Below are 16043 nucleotides of genomic sequence, written 5' to 3' on the forward strand. Positions count from 1 at the left end.
TCGATGCGGATACACGGTCGGAAAATACGTATCGATCGAAAAGGAAATCGAAAGATCGAAGGAAACGTACTACGAGGCGCTCGGCGCAAGCTCCGCCGGGTGGCAGGACGGCGAGAACGACTACACCCCGTTCGTGACCTACATGCTCGGCGTGATGACGGCCTGCTACAAGGAGCTTGACAGGAGATTCGCCATTGCAGCAGGCCCCAGAGGCGGCGAAGGCATGCTGCGCGCATATTTCGAGCAGCTCGTCGGCGCAGCGACGAAGCGGGACATCATGGATGCGAACCCGTCCATAAGCAAGCGAACGGTCGAGCGCGTCCTCAAGAAGCTCCAAGATGACGGGACCATCGAGAAGACGGGCTCGGCGAGGTCTACCGCATATCGCAAACGCTAGGAACGGCGCCGTCAGGCTCGCTGAACGCGTCCTCGAAGGCCATCTCGCGGCAGATCTCGCCGCCCCTCGTCCTTCGAAAGCCGTCGGCCGATCTTGCCCGCACGCGCCCTGCGCATCAAACGTCGAGGCCGCCGAACTCGGCGACGTACCTGCGGTCCATGAAGTGCGCGCCGCAGCGGGCGCAGAAGCCCCAATGCTCGTCGACGAGGCACCCGCAGTAGCCGCACTCGTTCTATACGGGACGTATATTATAAATTCATTTATTGTACGCCCTCGGGGATCAGAAAAGGCGACCATCCGGATCGCCTCGAAAGCCCTCCCCCGGGGGTGTTCTATACGGGACGGTTGCAAACGACTTCTGGGGCCGCTTACCGAAACCTTTTAACCCAACTCAAAACAAGCAGCATTTTCGTATATCTTTGCAAAAGGATTCGAATCCCTGCATATGTCATAAAGATCTACCTTCACGGAAGGGGAAGCACCTATGGACAGAAGGACATTCGTAAAGCTCGCGGCGCTGTCGTCAGCCGCCGCCTTCGCCGGCACGCCCAAGGCCATGGCCCAGGATGCGACCGGCTCAACGTCGACCCTCACATCGGACAACGCCCTCGAAATGGCTTTCAACTTCGCCCAATCGTGCGACACGAACGGCCAAGGGTTGGTTCCCGCAAACCCCGTAAGATTAGCGACTGCCGGCGGCGATCACGTAGGATACGTCGTCGATTACAACCTCGACGGTGCTCCCAACGGATACATCGTCATCGACGCAAGCTGCCCGAACGGCATCGCCGAGTTTTCGTTTGAGCAAGGTTCGATCAGCCCATATGCGGCGGCGCTGATGTCGAACGAATCGCTTGCATCAGCGCAGCACCTATCCGAAGACGAGCAATACGCCGTCAAAATCGACGGGCTGCTCTACGGCGCCGCAGACAGATCCGGCGGACCCGTCCTCCTGAACGACGGAACGATCGCAGATATTCCCATGGCGCTATCATCGGCGACCGGCAATGGGTGGATCGACGCGACCATCAATACCTCGGACCTGTATGCCAACTACGCCATGACGGCTTTTAAGTTCTTTCCATCATTTATCGGATCGTCCCAGAACAGAATCACTTACCTGACAGGCAGATACGCATGCCAGGTGTCCGCCCTATGCGCATGCGCGGGTCTGTACGGCATGTTCGACATATGGGACTGCGCCGACGAGTATATCGAAATGTGGGACAGGACGGGAACAACCGTCCTAGAAGTTAAAAACGGCATAACGTTCGGAACAACAAACATCGGGAAAGGAGCCGTCGGATTCTGTGACTTTTGCTCAGCAAGAGGAAAAAGCATATCGAACAGGGTGAACAGGAGTCCAACGTTTGCCCAATACGTGCTGGCGGTAAACGCACAGCAGACATCGCTGTTCACCGCATGGCCGGACCCTGTCGGTCATAGCGTCGCCGTCGAAGGATACGTATCTGCAACCAACAACTCAACAGGAGCGGCCCTTAGCGTCATCGTTGTCGCCGATGGATGGGGTGATTCCGCACGTTATCTGAACTTCAACTACCCAGCTCTTTCCAATTCCACAGGAACGTTCTTCTTCTGATATGTCGAATCGCGCCCGCATCGTGCCAATCCTAGCCATAGCGTTTGTCGTAGCCGCTTTGATTTCGGTTTCCCTCATTGCGGTTACGACAAACGACAGCGGCAGCACGACCACCACAGCGAATCAGGAGAGCTTCGAAAACGTGAGCGATGTTAAAAAGAAAAGCGAAAAAAGCCCTGAGGAATATTCCTCTGGCGGCCTAACGGACGCCCTTCATTTCGCGGACGGCGTCATAATTTCCCTAGACAGGGATTCGGAAACGGCCGAAGTCAAAATAGCGACCCCGGGATACGGTCTGAACAGCGGAAGCGTGTACGCATTCGGCTTTTCCGAAAGGATCGAGCATAGAATCATATCGTTCGACGATCTAAACATCGGCGACGAAGTCCGTGTCGAGTACATGTACTTTCTCAACAAGGACGAAACGCTGCACGGCGAGTACATCGTGAGAGGATCCGTCGAAACCAGGCCATCTGCCCAAAACGCGACGACAAGCGAATGATCGCGCAAGCGCATCATTCGCTCCCAAGAAACCGCAAAGCGCGGGCTTTGATGACAAGGCCCGCGCACTAGGCGGCGTTTCTCAACGGTATTAAGCCAGGGCACTTTCCACGGTCACCTGGCTTTTTTCATATCTCGAATCGCGGTTTGCCGTCCCTCGTCCTTCGAAATCCGTCGGCTGATCTTGCTCGACGCGCCCCGCGCATCAAACGTCGAGGCCGCCGAACTCGGCGACGTACCTGCGGTCCATGAAGTGCGTGCCGCAGCGGGCGCAGAAGTCCCAGTGCTCATCGACGAGGCACCCGCAGTAGCCGCACTCGGCGACGAGCCCGCCCGCATGGAGGCAGATGAACGCGGAGTCGCACACCTTGCGCTCCAAGAACAGGTTGGCCGCGTGATCGCGGATGCGCACCTTGTAGCGCGCCGTCGACACGCCTCGACGCGGCGGGGCGAACCCGTCGCGCTCCACGATCCCTGCAATCGGGAATGCTCACCCGTCGGGCCAGAGGGCCGGTGCATCATGGTGCCGCTTTTCAACGGGGGATGATGCCCCCATGATATGGCAGGGCGCCGCGCCCGCAAATCGATCAAGGCACGCCCTTCACCAGCCCTTCGCAACCGACGTGCGAAAAGCCTCGTGGTCATCGCCCATGATGGCGGTGCGGGCACGAACGCGCGCAACGTCGAAGGAAAGGATCATGGCCATGCAGATCGACGAAACGGAGCTGGAGGACATGCGGGACGACGCGCTCGCTTTGGCGAAGGGGGTGCTTGAGCTCCTGGAAGCCGCCCAAGCGGCGGCGGGGACCGGCGTCCAGCTCGGAGAGGAGGGCCTCGGCGCCTTGGTCTCGGAGCAGGAGCGGGTGGTGTCCGCCATCGCCGGCATCGCGCGTCCAAGGGGCTGATGCCGATCCTCGGCCCTGAAGCCGGACGGTCGGCCCGCGCTGGGCGGGAGTCGGCGCACGCGAACCGGGAAAAACCGAATAGAGGAGAACGAGAAAACCCGGGCATCGCGACCCGGGTTTTTCGGGTATGTAAAACAAGCGGTTGGAAATTAGTGAAACCTACAGCATGATTCAACCTGTTATTCCAGGTAACGGTTTCCCTTGCCGCAGTTGCAGTCCTCGCATAGGGTCTGGAGGTCGGACATCGCCGTCTTACCGCCGCGCGATACGGGGACGATATGGTCGACGTGGAGCTTCACGCCGTCCTCGCGGCCACGCCCGCAGCGGACGCAGTGAAAATTGTCGCGACGGAGCACGTCGTAGCGCATCGCGCGGGTCACCTTGGCATGCTCCGCATCGTTGGCCATGCGGCGGTCCTGATATTCCAAGCGGCGCTTCTCACGTGCCTGCTTTCGTTTCGCCTTCTTGTGATCCCTGATAAACATCGTGACGATAGTCTCAATGCCCCAAAGAACAGCAGCGAACATTACGAAAGGCATGAGGACTTCTACCATTGCGTCCATATGGGTTTCTTTGTTCTGTTTGGCGGTGGGTATTCGCGTGCCGCGCCCGGTGTCCGGGCGCCTTTGTTACTGCCTGCGTAGATAATCGATCTGGCAGTTGCTAACGTAGTAGTTCCCCTCGGTATCGGAAGCCGCTTCGGGCGGTCTGTTGTCGAGATGAAGGCCACGGCGCGTTTTCACACGCTTGATTTCGGGCAGGGTGCGCCGCGGCCTTGCGGTGATGATTATAGGCCCTGGTTTTCGGTGCCGGGGCGCAGGGTATAAAAGAAGCGCCCCTCGCTCCCGCAAGGGGAAGCGAGGAGCGCTCGTCCCGGATGCCGCCACGGCCCAGAAGTTCCGGGCTACTCCCAGTGTCCGCCGGACTCGCGGGTCTCCCAGTGCCCCTGGTCCTCCACGTGGGTGACCGCGTCGTGGTGCACGGTGCTGTAGCCGGTTATCGTCTGGACGACCTCCGTATGGTGGCCACCGTTCTCGCCGTTCATAGCATGCTGTTTCGCATGAGCCGCCGTATTGCCGGTGACGTCCGCGCCGCAGGTGTTGCAGATGGATCGCTCGGAGTAGCCGTACACCGGCACCTGCTCGTCCCAGGCGGCCTGGTCGGTGACCGTCACGTAGTTAGGCACCCAGACCTGCTCGTAGTCGGCGACCCACTTGCGCTCGGCGGCGGGCTGGGAGGGGGCGGAGGGCTGCCCGGCGGAAGCCGACGATCCGCCCGCGGCCTGCTCGGGCTGCGCGGGCTGCTCGGGCTTGCTCTGCGCGGGCTGCTCGTTCACGGAGTCCTTCGCCCCCTCGGCCTTCTCCTCGACCTTCGACTTGTCGGCGGCCGGGGCGTTGGCGGCGTTCGAGGCGGCCTTGTCTACGAGGTCGCGCCCGGCGTCGCCCGCGAGGGTCGAGTCGCCCTTCGACACGGCCTCGGAGATCTTGTCCATCACCTCGTCGATATCGGCCTGGGTCACCTGGTCGGCGGGCACGAGCTCGAGGCCCGTTGACGACTTGTCCCCGCCGGCCTCGGCCTTGGCCGCCTTCGAGGACGCCCTGTACAGCGAGCCGTCGGCGTTCACTGGGGAAATCCACTCGACCTCGTAGCCGCCCTGGGCGGGCACCTCCACCTTCTCGGCGGAGTTGGCCGGCATGGCGTGGTAGAAGTCCGCGCCCTGGCCCTTCACGTGCGCGATGGCGGGCGTCGAGGACTCCGACCAGCCCTCTGCGCGGGCCTCGAGCTCGATCTCGGCCCTCTGCTCGGGCTGCGCGGCCTGCTCCTGGCCGACCGGCTCGTCGGCAGGAAGCGTCTGCGTCTGATGGGTCGCCGCCCACGCGACGCCCGCCACCGCCAGCGCCGCCGCTGCCGCGCAGGCCGCCGCTATCGCGGCCCTCTTCCGGCGCGGCTCCTTCTCGCGGCCGGTGGCCGCGGCTTCCCCGTTTTCCTCGGCCGGAGCCTCCGCCTTGATCTCATCTTCCATTCCAAACCCCTTTCCGGTCTGTCCCGCCTGCGCGCCGGCTTCCGATGCCGCCGACGTCACAGGAGGTCTTCTTCTGATTCAGTGCCCGCTTCCCCGGACGCGGCGGCCGCCGCGCCTTCCAGGGTCGCCGTCAGCCCCACGTCCCTGCCGGCCGCCATCGCGGCCCGGTACCACTCGTTCGCCGAGGCGGGGCCTCGCGACCCGTCCGAGCCCAAAGGCGCCCCGGTCCCCTCGGCCACGCCGGCCGCCACGAAAAGGCAGGCCCCGGCGATGCGGCGCAGCTCGTCGATATCGTAGGACAAAGCCGTCGCCAGCCTGTCGTAGAAGTCGTCGGCCGAGAACTCCTTCTGAACCCTGTCGGACTCCAGGAACCTGTCGAGCTCCCCGCGCACGGCCGACCTTATGGCGCGGCCGTACGTGCGCGCGTTGCGCTCCAGCAGCGCTTCCGAGAGCAGGGACCGAACGGCCTGCGACGCGGTCTCCCCCGTCGCCACGCAGTGCTTCGAGAGCTCTTCTTTGAGCGAGTCGTCGATGCGCACCGTGATCGTGCCCGAGGCCATCGTCAGCTCGCCTCCCCCGTCGACTCGAGGCGCTCGTTGATGTCCCTCCGATAGCCCTCGATCACCTCGGCCGCCTTCTCGGGATCGCCGGACGCCTCGAGCATCGAGGCGACCTCCTCCTCGCTGAAGCGGTCGAGGAACTCGGATGCGGCGACGGCCGCCTTCGACACGATGGACGGGTCGCCGGCGAGCCTGCGGCCGTAGCCTGCGACGCCCCACCACCATTTGTAAAAGTCCGATGGGAGCAGCTTGTCATCCAAGATGACCGAGCCGTCCTCGCGCTTGGACACGTCGAAGATCGCGCCGGCCTTGCCGGGCCACAGGAGCCTGTCGTACAGGTCCGCCGCCGTGGACTTGAGCATCGAGGGCATGAACCAGGTCTGCATCATGAACCCGGCGAGCGATGCCTGCGCGGCGGTGCCCGCGTTCTTCCTGACGGTGTTGATGTCCCTAGCGGCCCGGTCCAGGCTCTTGGCCGCTGCCGAGAGCTTCGAGAGCCGTGAGTCTAGCTCGGTGAGAAGGCCGTCGATGCGCCTCCCGAGAGCCGCGTCGACCGCATCGGCGCCCTCCACAGCCGCCAACCCCTCCCTGATGAGCAATTCCATCGCGGCGGACACGGGCATGCCGGATCTCGAGGCAAACGATTTGACCGATTCCAGCAAGTCGACGTCGAGCCTTGCCGTAACGTGCTTCTTCGCGCCTGTCGGCTCAGCCTTTTCCAATGCCTCAACCTCCTATGGATCGCGTTTGCTTGCAAGCAGTCTACCAGCACATGCGATAGAAGTAAAGTCGAACTCGTGTTCGTGACACGCTATTTACCTGGGGCGTTAACATGTTTGTGCCACAGTCTCCTGTGTGAGGTGTGGCACACTCTGTGCCACGAACTGGCGTTCTATTTTACCTGAGAAATGCTTACCGACTAAAACGTTCAGAAGCACTGCCTGACGCGAAAGGGGCGTTGTGCGGCGCCCAAAGGCCTCGGGCAGCTGAAAGCAGATGGGGACTCTCGAATCGCTGTGCCACGCGGTTGACCTGGTGTTTCCTTAACGTTTTCCCAGGTCGGCTTAATTGTTTGTGCCACGTACGCATGTTTCCTTTACCCTGATCGAATCCACCAGCAGAAGCAGATCTTGCCGCGCACCCGCAAAAGGCGCCGGCACCGGTCACGAGCCGATTTGAGAGGCTTTTTCGCGCAGAATCCTGTGGCACAGCTTTGACCTGGGGTTATGCTAACGTTTCCCCAGGTCGCGATTATTTTCTGTGCCACACATGCTAGATAATCGTTTTTCCAGTTCATACGCAACTTTCATGTTGCACCTGAAACATCTGTGGCACACTTCACGCGTAATCTGTGGCACAGATTCAATCTCCGTCTTACAGGGTATCGAATTTGCGTTGAGCCTGCTCAACCCCGTTTTCGGCTTGCCGAAAATCGCATTATAGACGCTTCGCGTCGTACGTCCTTATCCTGTAATTCCTCCCAAGCGCCCTCCTCGACCGCTTTAGACATCTGCGGAGTGGAGCACACCGCAGTTCGAGCTTTCCATGGTGGGAAACCGTTAAACCGAAGGCCCATAACGCCTTCGGTAGGTTTTCCACTGTGGGAAGGTCGAACTGCCCGCATCGCCCCGGTGCACCCTTTCAAGGGCGCCCTGGTGATGCGCCTCGCGCTCAGGCTCATCCTGCGATTTGCTATAATCTTGTTGCACCGTGCGCATCCCGCAACACGCCAGTAAGGGAGCGCACTTTGACATCTGGATAGGCTTTTGAAAGCTTGTCCCGACCGTGCCCGATGTGGGCGCGGCGACCAATCTAGTTGGCCGCCGCGTTCGCGGTGGCCGGGAAGGAGAAGCATCATGCTGAATTGGACTATGAACAGCATGGCCGTATCGGCAGCCGACCTCAACGTGCTGCTGAACGCCGAGGGGAACCTCGACTTCAACCTCGTAATCCCCAACCCCGCGGGGCTCGACATCACCGAGGGCGGCTTGCGAAGGCGATCTCTCAAAACAGCCGAGGCGAGACGCTGCGGCGATGCGGGGGCGCTGGCGCAGGCGGCGGAAAACGCACGGCTGCCAGCAACGAACGGCTTCCGCGGCGAGGAAAGGTACGAGACAGCAGACGACTTGGCCGACCTCGGCGAAGAGAGCCTGCCGAACGCCGAGAGATACGGCTGGCCGTCGTGGTACTGCTGGGCGTCCGAAAACTGGGGCACCATATTGAACGCCTGCGACACGTGCGTGGAACGCTACGGCAGATACGCCGTCGTAAGCTTCAGGACGGCGTGGTCCGAGCCCGATCACGTGATGCTCTCGGATCTCGCGTATATGTGCTCGATGCCGGTATGGTACGAGTACGCCTACGAGGACTTCGACGGAATCCAGGACTTCGACGGAATCCACGCGATAAGGTTCGACAATGACGGGATATACGAGGAGCAGCCGAGCTGCTTCCTGCTCGATGCCGAAGCATTGGACCACGAGCACCCGGAAAGGCTACGGGCGGTCGGAGGCCTCTACGACGAGCAAACCATAGCGCTGCATCTCCAGTAGCCAACGAAGCGGGTATCACCGCGATGCCCGCCTTCCTGACCCGGGAAGCGAAACCAGGGGAGCTTATCAAGGCTCCCCTGGTCGATGCGACCCGGGGAGCCTTTTCTATTTGCAAGAACATCTAGGAAAGGATACGGAAGATGGCCGAAAGCGTAAGGCTCGAGCAATCGGGCGTCATGTTCGAATGGGACCCCGCGAAAGCGGAATCCAACGAGGCCAAGCACAAGGTCACGTTCCCCGATGCTGTATCATGCTGGCATGACCCGTACAGGATCTCACGGGAGGACGAGCCTCATTCGTGGGACGAGACGAGAATCCAGCTGATAGGGTTCAGCAGGAAGGCCGAGCTGCTCCTGGTGTGCCACGCCTACCGCGAGGAAAGCGGCGCCATCAGGATAATCTCTGCCAGGAAGGCGACTCGCCAGGAGGTGGCGTTCTATGAAGACGGAGGATTCCCGGACGCTCGATGCGAGCGACGCCGCTGAGATCAGGTTCCTGGTCGACGCGGAAACGCTCGGCTGGCTCGAAAGAGAGTCGGCCCGCACCGGCATAAGCCTCGAGAAGGTCGCAAGCGCCATGCTGCGCAAGGCCTGCAACGAGACGCCGGCGCTAGGCGCGCCGGGCATAACCGGCTAGCCAAAATACCCTTCCTGACCCGGGAAGCAAAACCAGGGGAGCTTATCAAGGCTCCCCTGGTCGATGCGACCTCGGGAGCCTTTCGTTTTTTCAAACTCGGACGAAAGGACAAAGGAAATGGACATCGTTAAGACCAACCTCGGCGACATCGATCTCGACAGGCTGCGCGATTCCGCGTGCTTCGCCATCGGCGTGGGGCCGTGGGAAAGAGGCAGCTTGTCCCCGATGGGAGAACTCAGGCTGGCTGGATGCCTGGCATACGCCGACTGGGTGGCGCACGATCGCGAGCTTTCGACGAAGTTCGCCGAAAGCTGGTCAGCGGCCGCCGAGGCCGACTGGGCCGATCTGAGCCCCGAGGCAAAAGCGGATGCGCTGGCGTTCGCGAGCTCTGAGAGCCACGGGTCGGATTTGCGCCTTGCCGTGAATGCCGGCCTTCACGCCTGCGATGCCGCGACGCTACGCAGAGCCGTTTGCCGCGCGCGGCAAATCACGAAGCCCTGACCTACCCTCATCGACATATCGGGAACCTCCCTGCGTGCCCTTGGACAAAACGATTCATCGAACGCGCTGAGCGGCTTCGCCGATAAGTCGTAAAGGAGGGCAGGGCCTGAGCGTCCGACGCCTTCACGAAACCCTTTACCGCGAGCGATCGCGGCGACTGACATGGTCGCCGCGAGGCGACCGGAAAGGAGACCAATATGGCAACCGAAGTGAGGTTCATAGGGGCTGACCTCTTCACCCCCAAACCCACGATCGCCCTCAAGGCGGCGGAGCTCTCGGAGCTCGCCGGCCTCGACCTCTCCCTTGAGGAGCTGGGAGCGCGGGAAGACGGCCCTATGGCGCGGTGCGCCGCGCTCGGGCCGGACGGCGGCGAGTGGCCCGACGGCTGGTTCGGCTGGTCGGACTGGGACGCCGTCGGGCGAGCCGTGCTGCTTTTCGAGCCAGGGTCGCACATCGACCTGCTCGACGACGACTATCTCATCTTCTACCGGTACGAGTGCGTCATGGGCAAGGACGGCAAGGAGCTCGTCGAGAGGATCTACTGCCCCGACCCGGACACCATCCCTTGGGACGGCGGGTGCAGACCCTAGCCTGACAAGGCGCTTCCGCCCCAGGAAGGAAAACCGGGGAGCTGAAAGAAGGCTCCCTGGTCTGACGACTTGGGAGCCTTTTCGATTGAAAACATCAACGAAAAGGAGAAGAATGACAAGGAAGGAGAAATTGCTAGCGGCGCTAAAAGCAAGTGGCACCGGCTTCACGCACCGCGACGCAACAGCGCTTTTGCGTTACCTCGGGTACCGCCAAGAGCAAGGTGACGGCAGTAGGTTGAGATTCGTGAAACCGGGGCGCACGCCCTTCCTCTACCATCGGCCGCATAACGGCAAAAAAGAGCTGCCGGCGTACGTTGTCGATGCGTTGAGAAAACTCGTCAAGGAGGAGACGGAAAATGTTCGATAGGCTGTATTACAAAGGATTCACTTCCACCCCGAAGTACAGCGCGGAAGACGACATGTTCTACGGGTTGCTTGACGACGTCGATGCCATTGTCATATACGATTCCGAGACGGCTGCGGGACTTAAAGCGGCCTTCATGGAAGCCGTCGACGACTACCTCGACTTCTGCGATGAGTCGATGACCGCTCCAGCCGGCCGCGCAATGGCCTTGGCATAGCAAAGCAAAGCCGAGAACGTCGAGAAGGTGAAGAAGGCGATCCGAGGCGGAAAAGCGCTGGAGGACCGCTCCGTCGAGGAAGGCTGGGATATCATCGACGCGTGCGTCGACCGCAGCCTCCTCGCCCCGAAGACGCCGGAAGACTAAAGCCTGCCCGGAACCCCAAAGATGCGGGAGCCCCCTTCGAATGCCCTTGGCCATAGAGAGCCATCGAGCATGCGGAGGGGGCTTCGCTGCTTTTCTGGGGCAGCTGGATTCAAAGCCGTCTCAAGGGATGCTTGGCTTTTATCAGGGGCGCCGCAGCGCATCTTCCAACATCGAGCCGAACTGGCACTGGTCTAACAGAGCCTTTGGATTTGGACAGAGCCGGCGCTCGACGTTCCCTAAGGCCACCCCCTTCCCTTATGCTACAATCGCCTTGCACCGTGCGCCCAAAACACAGCCAGGAAGGGGCGCACCTTCAAAACAGGATAGGTTTGACGTCAAAACCTAACCGCGTCGACAGCAGACGCGGCGACCAATCTAGTTGGCCGCCGCTGAAGCGACGGCCGGGAAGGAGCATGACATGAAATCACCTAAGGGATGCAAGCCGGTCAAGGTCTCCATCGACGGCATAGGCGCTTTCGATGGGTTCATCCCGATCGAAGAGGCCCGCTTCGCAGGGGTCCTCTTCGACAAAGCCGAGGCCTGCAAGGTTTCGGCCATCGTCAACGAGCTTAACGGCTGTTCGTGCATGCGATACGACCCGAAAAGCGACTCGTTCACAGAAGATGCGGACGGGCGCTTGCTGGTCTATCGCGCAGACGAGCGCGGGCTCTACCCCATCGGTCCAGACTGGCTCTGGGCCAATGTGCCGCCTGATCAAAGGGAAAGCCGCTCCGAACTCAAGGAAGCTGCCGGAAACGAAGCCATCGAACGGTCTTCTCTGACGGAGTTCCGCGAAAACGGGACTTGCTAAACCTCTGCCGGTATCACCGCGATACCGGCCTTCCTGACCCGGGAAGCAAAACCAGGGGAGCTATCAAGGCTCCCCTGGTCGACAACGACCCCGGGAGCCTTTCGGATCTTAAACTCGGACGAAAGGAGAAGGAAATGAGCAAGCAGCAGGAAAAAGGCCTTAAATGGCACCCGGTCTACATCTCCGAGACGGCTCACGCGGTCAGATACGTCCTGGCCGAGGACGCGATGGACGCGGACGACAGGTTCTGGGAGCTCTACGACGCCGGCGGCGCGTTTCGCCAAGGCCTCGACGAGGAGCTCCAGTTCACCGATTCAGTGACCCGCGACATCGACCCGGACTGGCCCTGCGGCGATGCGCCCGACCCGGAGACGGGCTGGGACGCGGCGACCGAGCAAGGAGGGCAGGCGGCTTTGGCCATGTGGCGAAGCGATTCTTCGGGGCTCGTCGAGGAGATGCGCTACGGCAAGATCGTCGCCAAGCGCTGGGGCTACGAGGCGCCCAACGGGCACCAAGGGCTCTCCATCGGCTTCTACGGCGAGGATGGCCGGTTCGTCACCGTGGCGTGCGTCGAGGAGGACCGCGCCTGCGACGGCCCGAGGAACGGGATCAAGGTCCACGTTTGGGACAACGACGTGGACGACGAGCCTTGCGAGACCGTCGACTGGATGGGCACGGTGCCCGGAAACGAGGCGTGATCATGGTTTCGGAGGAATCGACGAACCTCATCGAACGCCTCGGCTGGGAAATCCACGGCCCCTATGAGGACGGCGAATACGTCGAGCTTGAACGGCACACGCCGGGCGGCGAGGACTGGATCGTGACCTTAAACGTCGGGCCGGATGCCGGCGACGACGAGTTTGCCCGGCAAGCCTACGACGCATATATGGGCTTCGACATCGCCGAAGAGCTTCAGCCGCTCATCGACGGCCGAGGCATGCGGGGCATCCCCGACGACGTGTTCCTGCTGTTCGCCGACCAGATTTGGAAAGAAATCGAGCTGGACAAGCTATGGCAGGTCGCACGGTTCGGAGAGTTCACCGGGCTGGACGGGCTGCATATCGCGGCCTACGAGGCCCTCATGGCGATCGCCCAACCACCTCTCAAGGCCACGCGGGCATCTCGGTGATGCCCGCCTTCCTGACCCGGGAAGCAAAACCAGGGGAGCTTATCAAGGCTCCTCTGGTCGCAAGCGACCCGGGGAGCCTTTCGCTTTGCAACAGCGAGAGAAAGGAGCCTATAATGCTCGCAAAACTTCGAGCGAAGGCGGCCAAGATGAAGCATTTCTTCATGGAGATAGACGGCATGACCGTCACATATGGCGACATCGTCAAAGGGCGGCTGTGCGACACGGTCCCCTATTACGTCGAGCGCGACAACGGCGAAGGGGATTTCGACTTCGCCCAAGGTTCTCTTCCGACATGCACCCCTGCGAAGAGCAAGGGGTTCGCCGAGTCCGAGCTGTGGGACATCGAGTCGTTCATGAGGGACAACATGCACAACATCTACGACCAGATCCGCGGCGAGGGGGCATGGGCATGACACCGATATACTTCCGCGAGGGTGGGCTGGCGTTTGGCTGGTTCTCGAACGAAAGCGGCGAACCTGCCCATGTCCACGTGTTCAAAGGCAAAGACCGCTCGACATCGGCCAAGTTCTGGCTGAATGAGGACGGTCCGGAGCTTGCGCACAACAAGGCAAGGCTGTCGGATCGCGAGCTGCGGATCGCCTACGCCCACATCAACGCGAACCGCTACCGCCTAATGGCGCGCTGGCTGTCTCAGTTCGGCGCATAGGCGGCCAAATTCCTGACCCGGGAAGCCAAACCAGGGGAGCTATCAAGGCTCCCCTGGTCGATGCGACTTGGGAGCCTTTGGAGATAAAGAAAAATCCGAAGGAAAGGAAAAAGCAATGGGCAAGAGAAAGACCGCCGTCGTCGAGGCCGAAAGCCAGGACCGCATCATCGAGGAGATCCTGCTGGACGCGAGCGACAACAGGGCGTTCGGCGACTACAGCGAGGACGACTGCATAGCGGTCCTCTTCGCAGAGAACCCCGTCTGAGCCGCCGAGCCCGAACGGGTCGCGATCTCGTTCGGCCGCGTCGCCGAGGACGGTTGGCACGAAGCGGGCAGGGTCGCCCTCGATGTGGAAGACGCTCTCAACCCTGGTTGCCGGAGATTCGGGGACTGGGAGTGGAGCGGGAACGTCGACGGGCAGGAGATAATAAGCTGCCCCCTCTTGGCATTGGAGATAACTTGCCGCTGGGTGCCGCTCGGATGGAGCGCGACGCTCGTCAAACCGGCTGCGGGAAGCCCTTCGCATGAAGAGCTGCTGAAGGTCATGGCAAAGTCCTTGAACGCCGCATACGAGGGCATCTCATCAGAGAACAAGGCAGTGGCCGAAAAGGCAGCAGTGTGCTACGACTGGATCCTCGATGATTTCGCGATCCTCCTCAACTCGCCCCAGTTCTCGGGCCTCGATACGCTGGACCGCCCGCTGAAAAGGTTCCGCACCGCCACGATGAACTGGCTGGAGGACCTTGCAACGGACACTCGTCAGCGAGGCTGGGACCGCGACTAAGGCTTCCGCCCCAGGAAGGAAAACCGGGGAGCTGAGAAAGGCTCCCCGGTCGGACGACCTGGGAGCCTTTTCTATTTGCAAAGACATCTAGGAAAGGATGCGGAACATGTTGGAGAAGATCGGCGGAGAAGCTCTCGGCAACGGCATGACGGTCGAGTGGGCCTGGTGCGACGATGTGGAGAGCCCGCGCACGTGGGAGGACAACCTCGGGCACATGTTCACATGGGCAAGAGATTACGACTCCCCTGACGAGCACGGCCATAAACACCCCGAGGACTTCATGAAGAGCATGCTCGAGGAGCATTTCACGTTCGAAGAGCTTGCCGAGGCCGTGAGATCGGGGATGTTCGAATCCCTGCGCCTCGAAAAGGACGAACATGGCCATGAGCGCCTCGAGGCCATGTACCGCAGCTGGCTCACCGGCGAGGAGGCCTGGGACGTCGTCGATGACTACGGCGACTATCCCGATTCCGAGACGCTTTCCGAGGCCATCGCGCAATGCGCCGAAGCGCCCGCTTTGCTCTCGCGGGCGGTCGTTCTGAGGACGATCTACATGCTGGACCATTCCGGTGCGGCCTATTCCACCCGCGATTTTCGCGACAGGTGGGATTCGGGAGCCGTCGGGTTCATCTGGGCCGACGAGGACGATGTCTCGAGCTGGTTCGGCGGCGTCCCGACCTCTATGGAAAAGGTGGGCAAACGCCTCGACTTCGAGGTTGAGCGCTACTCCCAATGGGTCGGCGGCGAAACCTACGCCGTCATGCTAAGCGACGCCGAGGGCAACATCCTCGATTGCGTCTGCGGCTATATCGGCGATGATGACCTCGAGGTCGGCATCGAGGATATGCGCGATCAGGCGAAGCAAGCAGCTTAACCAAGGGCGGAACACAGACCTATCCCATGGAAAGAAGGAGCCTGCCATGCACCGCACCGGCAAAGCGCGGTGCATGGCAATATCGACTGCACCGCGACCCATTCCGTTGATCGGGGGTCTGGGGACCCATCCCGCCCCAGACCCCCGATCAGGGGAATGCGATGCACAGAATCATGCTGTTGTTTCTCGCTGCGCTCGGAAGGAGGCCGCGCAATGGCAAGCTACCACCTCTGCTGCAAGGTCATATCGCGCGGGCAGGGCCGCTCGGCCACGGCCGCCGCGGCATATCGCGCCGCTGAGCGCATCTACGACAGGCGCACCGGCATCAAGCACGACTACTCGCGCAAGCAGGGCGTCGTGCGCAGCGAGGTGCTGCTGCCGCGCGACGCGCCCGAGCCCTACCGCGACCGCGGCGAGCTGTGGAACGCGGTCGAGGAGTCCGAGCGCCGCTCGAACTCCCAGCTCGCCCGCGAATACGAGCTCGCGCTGCCCCGCGAGCTCGACCATGACGAGCAGTGGGAGCTCGCCCGCGGCTGGGCGGAGCGCGAGCTCGTATCGCGCGGCATGTGCGCCGACGTGTGCATGCGCGACCGCGGCGACGGCAACCCACACGCATTCGTCATGTGCACCACGCGCGAGTGCGGGCCAGATGGGTTCGGGCCAAAGAACCGCGAGTGGAGCCGCAAGGCACTCCTGCTCGATTTGCGCAAGACGTGGGAACGCGACCAGAACAAGGCGCTCGAAAAGGTCTACGAGCGAGAAGGCACCCCCGAAAATGAGCGTAG

At 61.6% G+C, this 16043-nt stretch carries 25 protein-coding genes; 20 read left to right on the forward strand and 5 right to left on the reverse strand.

The genetic code is table 11. From position 1 onward, the window contains the following. From SFHG_RS08520 to SFHG_RS08530, 3 genes are all read left to right on the forward strand, one after another. Positions 1 to 397 (forward strand): cell division protein Fic (locus SFHG_RS08520; protein WP_042436368.1); only part of this gene is annotated, 397 nt, incomplete at its 5' end. 484 nt (positions 398 to 881) lie between these two features. Continuing rightward, a complete protein-coding gene (locus SFHG_RS08525) occupies positions 882 to 1997 on the forward strand; it encodes a hypothetical protein (RefSeq protein WP_042436369.1) in 1116 nt (371 codons plus the stop codon). A 1-nt stretch (position 1998) separates the two neighbouring features. Continuing rightward, positions 1999 to 2499 (forward strand): hypothetical protein, encoded by a 501-nt coding sequence (locus SFHG_RS08530; RefSeq protein ID WP_042436371.1) that lies wholly within the window; start codon positions 1999 to 2001, stop codon positions 2497 to 2499. A gap of 204 nt (positions 2500 to 2703) precedes the next feature. On the opposite strand, the gene SFHG_RS08535 is transcribed toward SFHG_RS08530, so the two are convergent. Continuing rightward, positions 2704 to 2967 (reverse strand): hypothetical protein, encoded by a 264-nt coding sequence (locus tag SFHG_RS08535; RefSeq protein ID WP_042436373.1) that lies wholly within the window; start codon positions 2965 to 2967, stop codon positions 2704 to 2706. A 229-nt stretch (positions 2968 to 3196) separates the two neighbouring features. Here SFHG_RS08535 and SFHG_RS08540 point away from each other — a divergent pair, with 229 nt between their 5' ends. Then, positions 3197 to 3403, forward strand: a complete 207-nt coding sequence (locus SFHG_RS08540) for a hypothetical protein (protein WP_042436375.1) — start codon at positions 3197 to 3199, stop codon at positions 3401 to 3403. Positions 3404 to 3582: 179 nt separating this feature from the next. Here SFHG_RS08540 and SFHG_RS10210 read toward each other — a convergent pair whose 3' ends face one another. From SFHG_RS10210 to SFHG_RS08560, 4 genes are all read right to left on the reverse strand, one after another. Continuing rightward, a complete protein-coding gene (locus SFHG_RS10210) occupies positions 3583 to 3966 on the reverse strand; it encodes an HNH endonuclease (protein WP_052297896.1) in 384 nt (127 codons plus the stop codon). A gap of 341 nt (positions 3967 to 4307) precedes the next feature. Beyond that, positions 4308 to 5426 carry a hypothetical protein gene (locus tag SFHG_RS10215; RefSeq protein WP_052297897.1) on the reverse strand — a complete coding sequence of 373 codons (1119 nt, stop codon included), beginning with the start codon at positions 5424 to 5426 and terminating at the stop codon, positions 4308 to 4310. Between the two features lie 56 nt (positions 5427 to 5482). After that, positions 5483 to 5986, reverse strand: coding sequence for a hypothetical protein (locus SFHG_RS08555; protein ID WP_042436376.1), 504 nt, complete (start codon positions 5984 to 5986; stop codon positions 5483 to 5485). Positions 5987 to 5988: 2 nt separating this feature from the next. Beyond that, on the reverse strand, positions 5989 to 6708 hold the full coding sequence (locus tag SFHG_RS08560; RefSeq protein WP_042436378.1) for a hypothetical protein: 720 nt from the start codon (positions 6706 to 6708) through the stop codon (positions 5989 to 5991). Between the two features lie 1134 nt (positions 6709 to 7842). Between SFHG_RS08560 and SFHG_RS08565 the strand changes: the two genes are divergently transcribed. From SFHG_RS08565 to mobQ, 16 genes are all read left to right on the forward strand, one after another. Beyond that, positions 7843 to 8538: a hypothetical protein gene (locus SFHG_RS08565; protein ID WP_042436380.1), complete on the forward strand. Its 696-nt coding sequence runs from the start codon at positions 7843 to 7845 to the stop codon at positions 8536 to 8538. Between the two features lie 140 nt (positions 8539 to 8678). Next, positions 8679 to 9023: a BrnT family toxin gene (locus SFHG_RS08570; RefSeq protein WP_042436382.1), complete on the forward strand. Its 345-nt coding sequence runs from the start codon at positions 8679 to 8681 to the stop codon at positions 9021 to 9023. Beyond that, the gene (locus SFHG_RS08575) at positions 8977 to 9174 is read left to right on the forward strand and encodes a hypothetical protein (RefSeq protein ID WP_042436384.1); all 198 of its coding nucleotides are present in this window, start codon (positions 8977 to 8979) and stop codon (positions 9172 to 9174) included. Before SFHG_RS08570 ends, SFHG_RS08575 begins: the two co-directional genes overlap by 47 nt. Positions 9175 to 9291: 117 nt before the next feature. Next, complete coding sequence (locus SFHG_RS08580; RefSeq protein ID WP_042436386.1) at positions 9292 to 9675, forward strand: hypothetical protein; 384 nt, start codon at positions 9292 to 9294, stop codon at positions 9673 to 9675. A gap of 197 nt (positions 9676 to 9872) precedes the next feature. Next, positions 9873 to 10265 carry a hypothetical protein gene (locus SFHG_RS08585; protein WP_042436388.1) on the forward strand — a complete coding sequence of 131 codons (393 nt, stop codon included), beginning with the start codon at positions 9873 to 9875 and terminating at the stop codon, positions 10263 to 10265. A gap of 112 nt (positions 10266 to 10377) precedes the next feature. Further along, positions 10378 to 10632, forward strand: coding sequence for a type II toxin-antitoxin system HicA family toxin (locus SFHG_RS08590; protein WP_042436390.1), 255 nt, complete (start codon positions 10378 to 10380; stop codon positions 10630 to 10632). Then, positions 10622 to 10846, forward strand: coding sequence for a hypothetical protein (locus tag SFHG_RS08595; RefSeq protein WP_052297898.1), 225 nt, complete (start codon positions 10622 to 10624; stop codon positions 10844 to 10846). The genes SFHG_RS08590 and SFHG_RS08595 overlap by 11 nt, the downstream gene beginning before the upstream one ends. A gap of 565 nt (positions 10847 to 11411) precedes the next feature. Next, positions 11412 to 11804 carry a hypothetical protein gene (locus SFHG_RS08600; protein WP_042436392.1) on the forward strand — a complete coding sequence of 131 codons (393 nt, stop codon included), beginning with the start codon at positions 11412 to 11414 and terminating at the stop codon, positions 11802 to 11804. A 134-nt stretch (positions 11805 to 11938) separates the two neighbouring features. Then, on the forward strand, positions 11939 to 12502 hold the full coding sequence (locus tag SFHG_RS08605) for a hypothetical protein (protein WP_042436394.1): 564 nt from the start codon (positions 11939 to 11941) through the stop codon (positions 12500 to 12502). A gap of 2 nt (positions 12503 to 12504) precedes the next feature. After that, positions 12505 to 12933, forward strand: a complete 429-nt coding sequence (locus SFHG_RS10865; protein WP_042436395.1) for a hypothetical protein — start codon at positions 12505 to 12507, stop codon at positions 12931 to 12933. A gap of 113 nt (positions 12934 to 13046) precedes the next feature. Then, positions 13047 to 13346, forward strand: a complete 300-nt coding sequence (locus SFHG_RS10870; protein ID WP_042436396.1) for a hypothetical protein — start codon at positions 13047 to 13049, stop codon at positions 13344 to 13346. Then, positions 13337 to 13600: a DUF4160 domain-containing protein gene (locus SFHG_RS10875; RefSeq protein ID WP_162096585.1), complete on the forward strand. Its 264-nt coding sequence runs from the start codon at positions 13337 to 13339 to the stop codon at positions 13598 to 13600. Before SFHG_RS10870 ends, SFHG_RS10875 begins: the two co-directional genes overlap by 10 nt. A gap of 115 nt (positions 13601 to 13715) precedes the next feature. After that, entirely contained in the window at positions 13716 to 13865 is a 150-nt protein-coding gene (locus SFHG_RS10675) for a hypothetical protein (RefSeq protein WP_155815088.1), read from the forward strand. Positions 13866 to 14042: 177 nt separating this feature from the next. Further along, positions 14043 to 14384, forward strand: a complete 342-nt coding sequence (locus tag SFHG_RS08625) for a hypothetical protein (RefSeq protein ID WP_148514833.1) — start codon at positions 14043 to 14045, stop codon at positions 14382 to 14384. 106 nt (positions 14385 to 14490) lie between these two features. Continuing rightward, positions 14491 to 15258 (forward strand): hypothetical protein, encoded by a 768-nt coding sequence (locus tag SFHG_RS08630; RefSeq protein ID WP_042436402.1) that lies wholly within the window; start codon positions 14491 to 14493, stop codon positions 15256 to 15258. A 213-nt stretch (positions 15259 to 15471) separates the two neighbouring features. Beyond that, positions 15472 to 16043, forward strand: a 572-nt coding sequence (mobQ, locus tag SFHG_RS08635; protein ID WP_162096586.1) for a MobQ family relaxase, incomplete at its 3' end; no start/stop codon positions are given.

The organism is Senegalimassilia anaerobia JC110 (assembly GCF_000236865.1).
In the GTDB taxonomy this organism is placed as follows: Bacteria; Actinomycetota; Coriobacteriia; order Coriobacteriales; family Eggerthellaceae; genus Senegalimassilia; species Senegalimassilia anaerobia.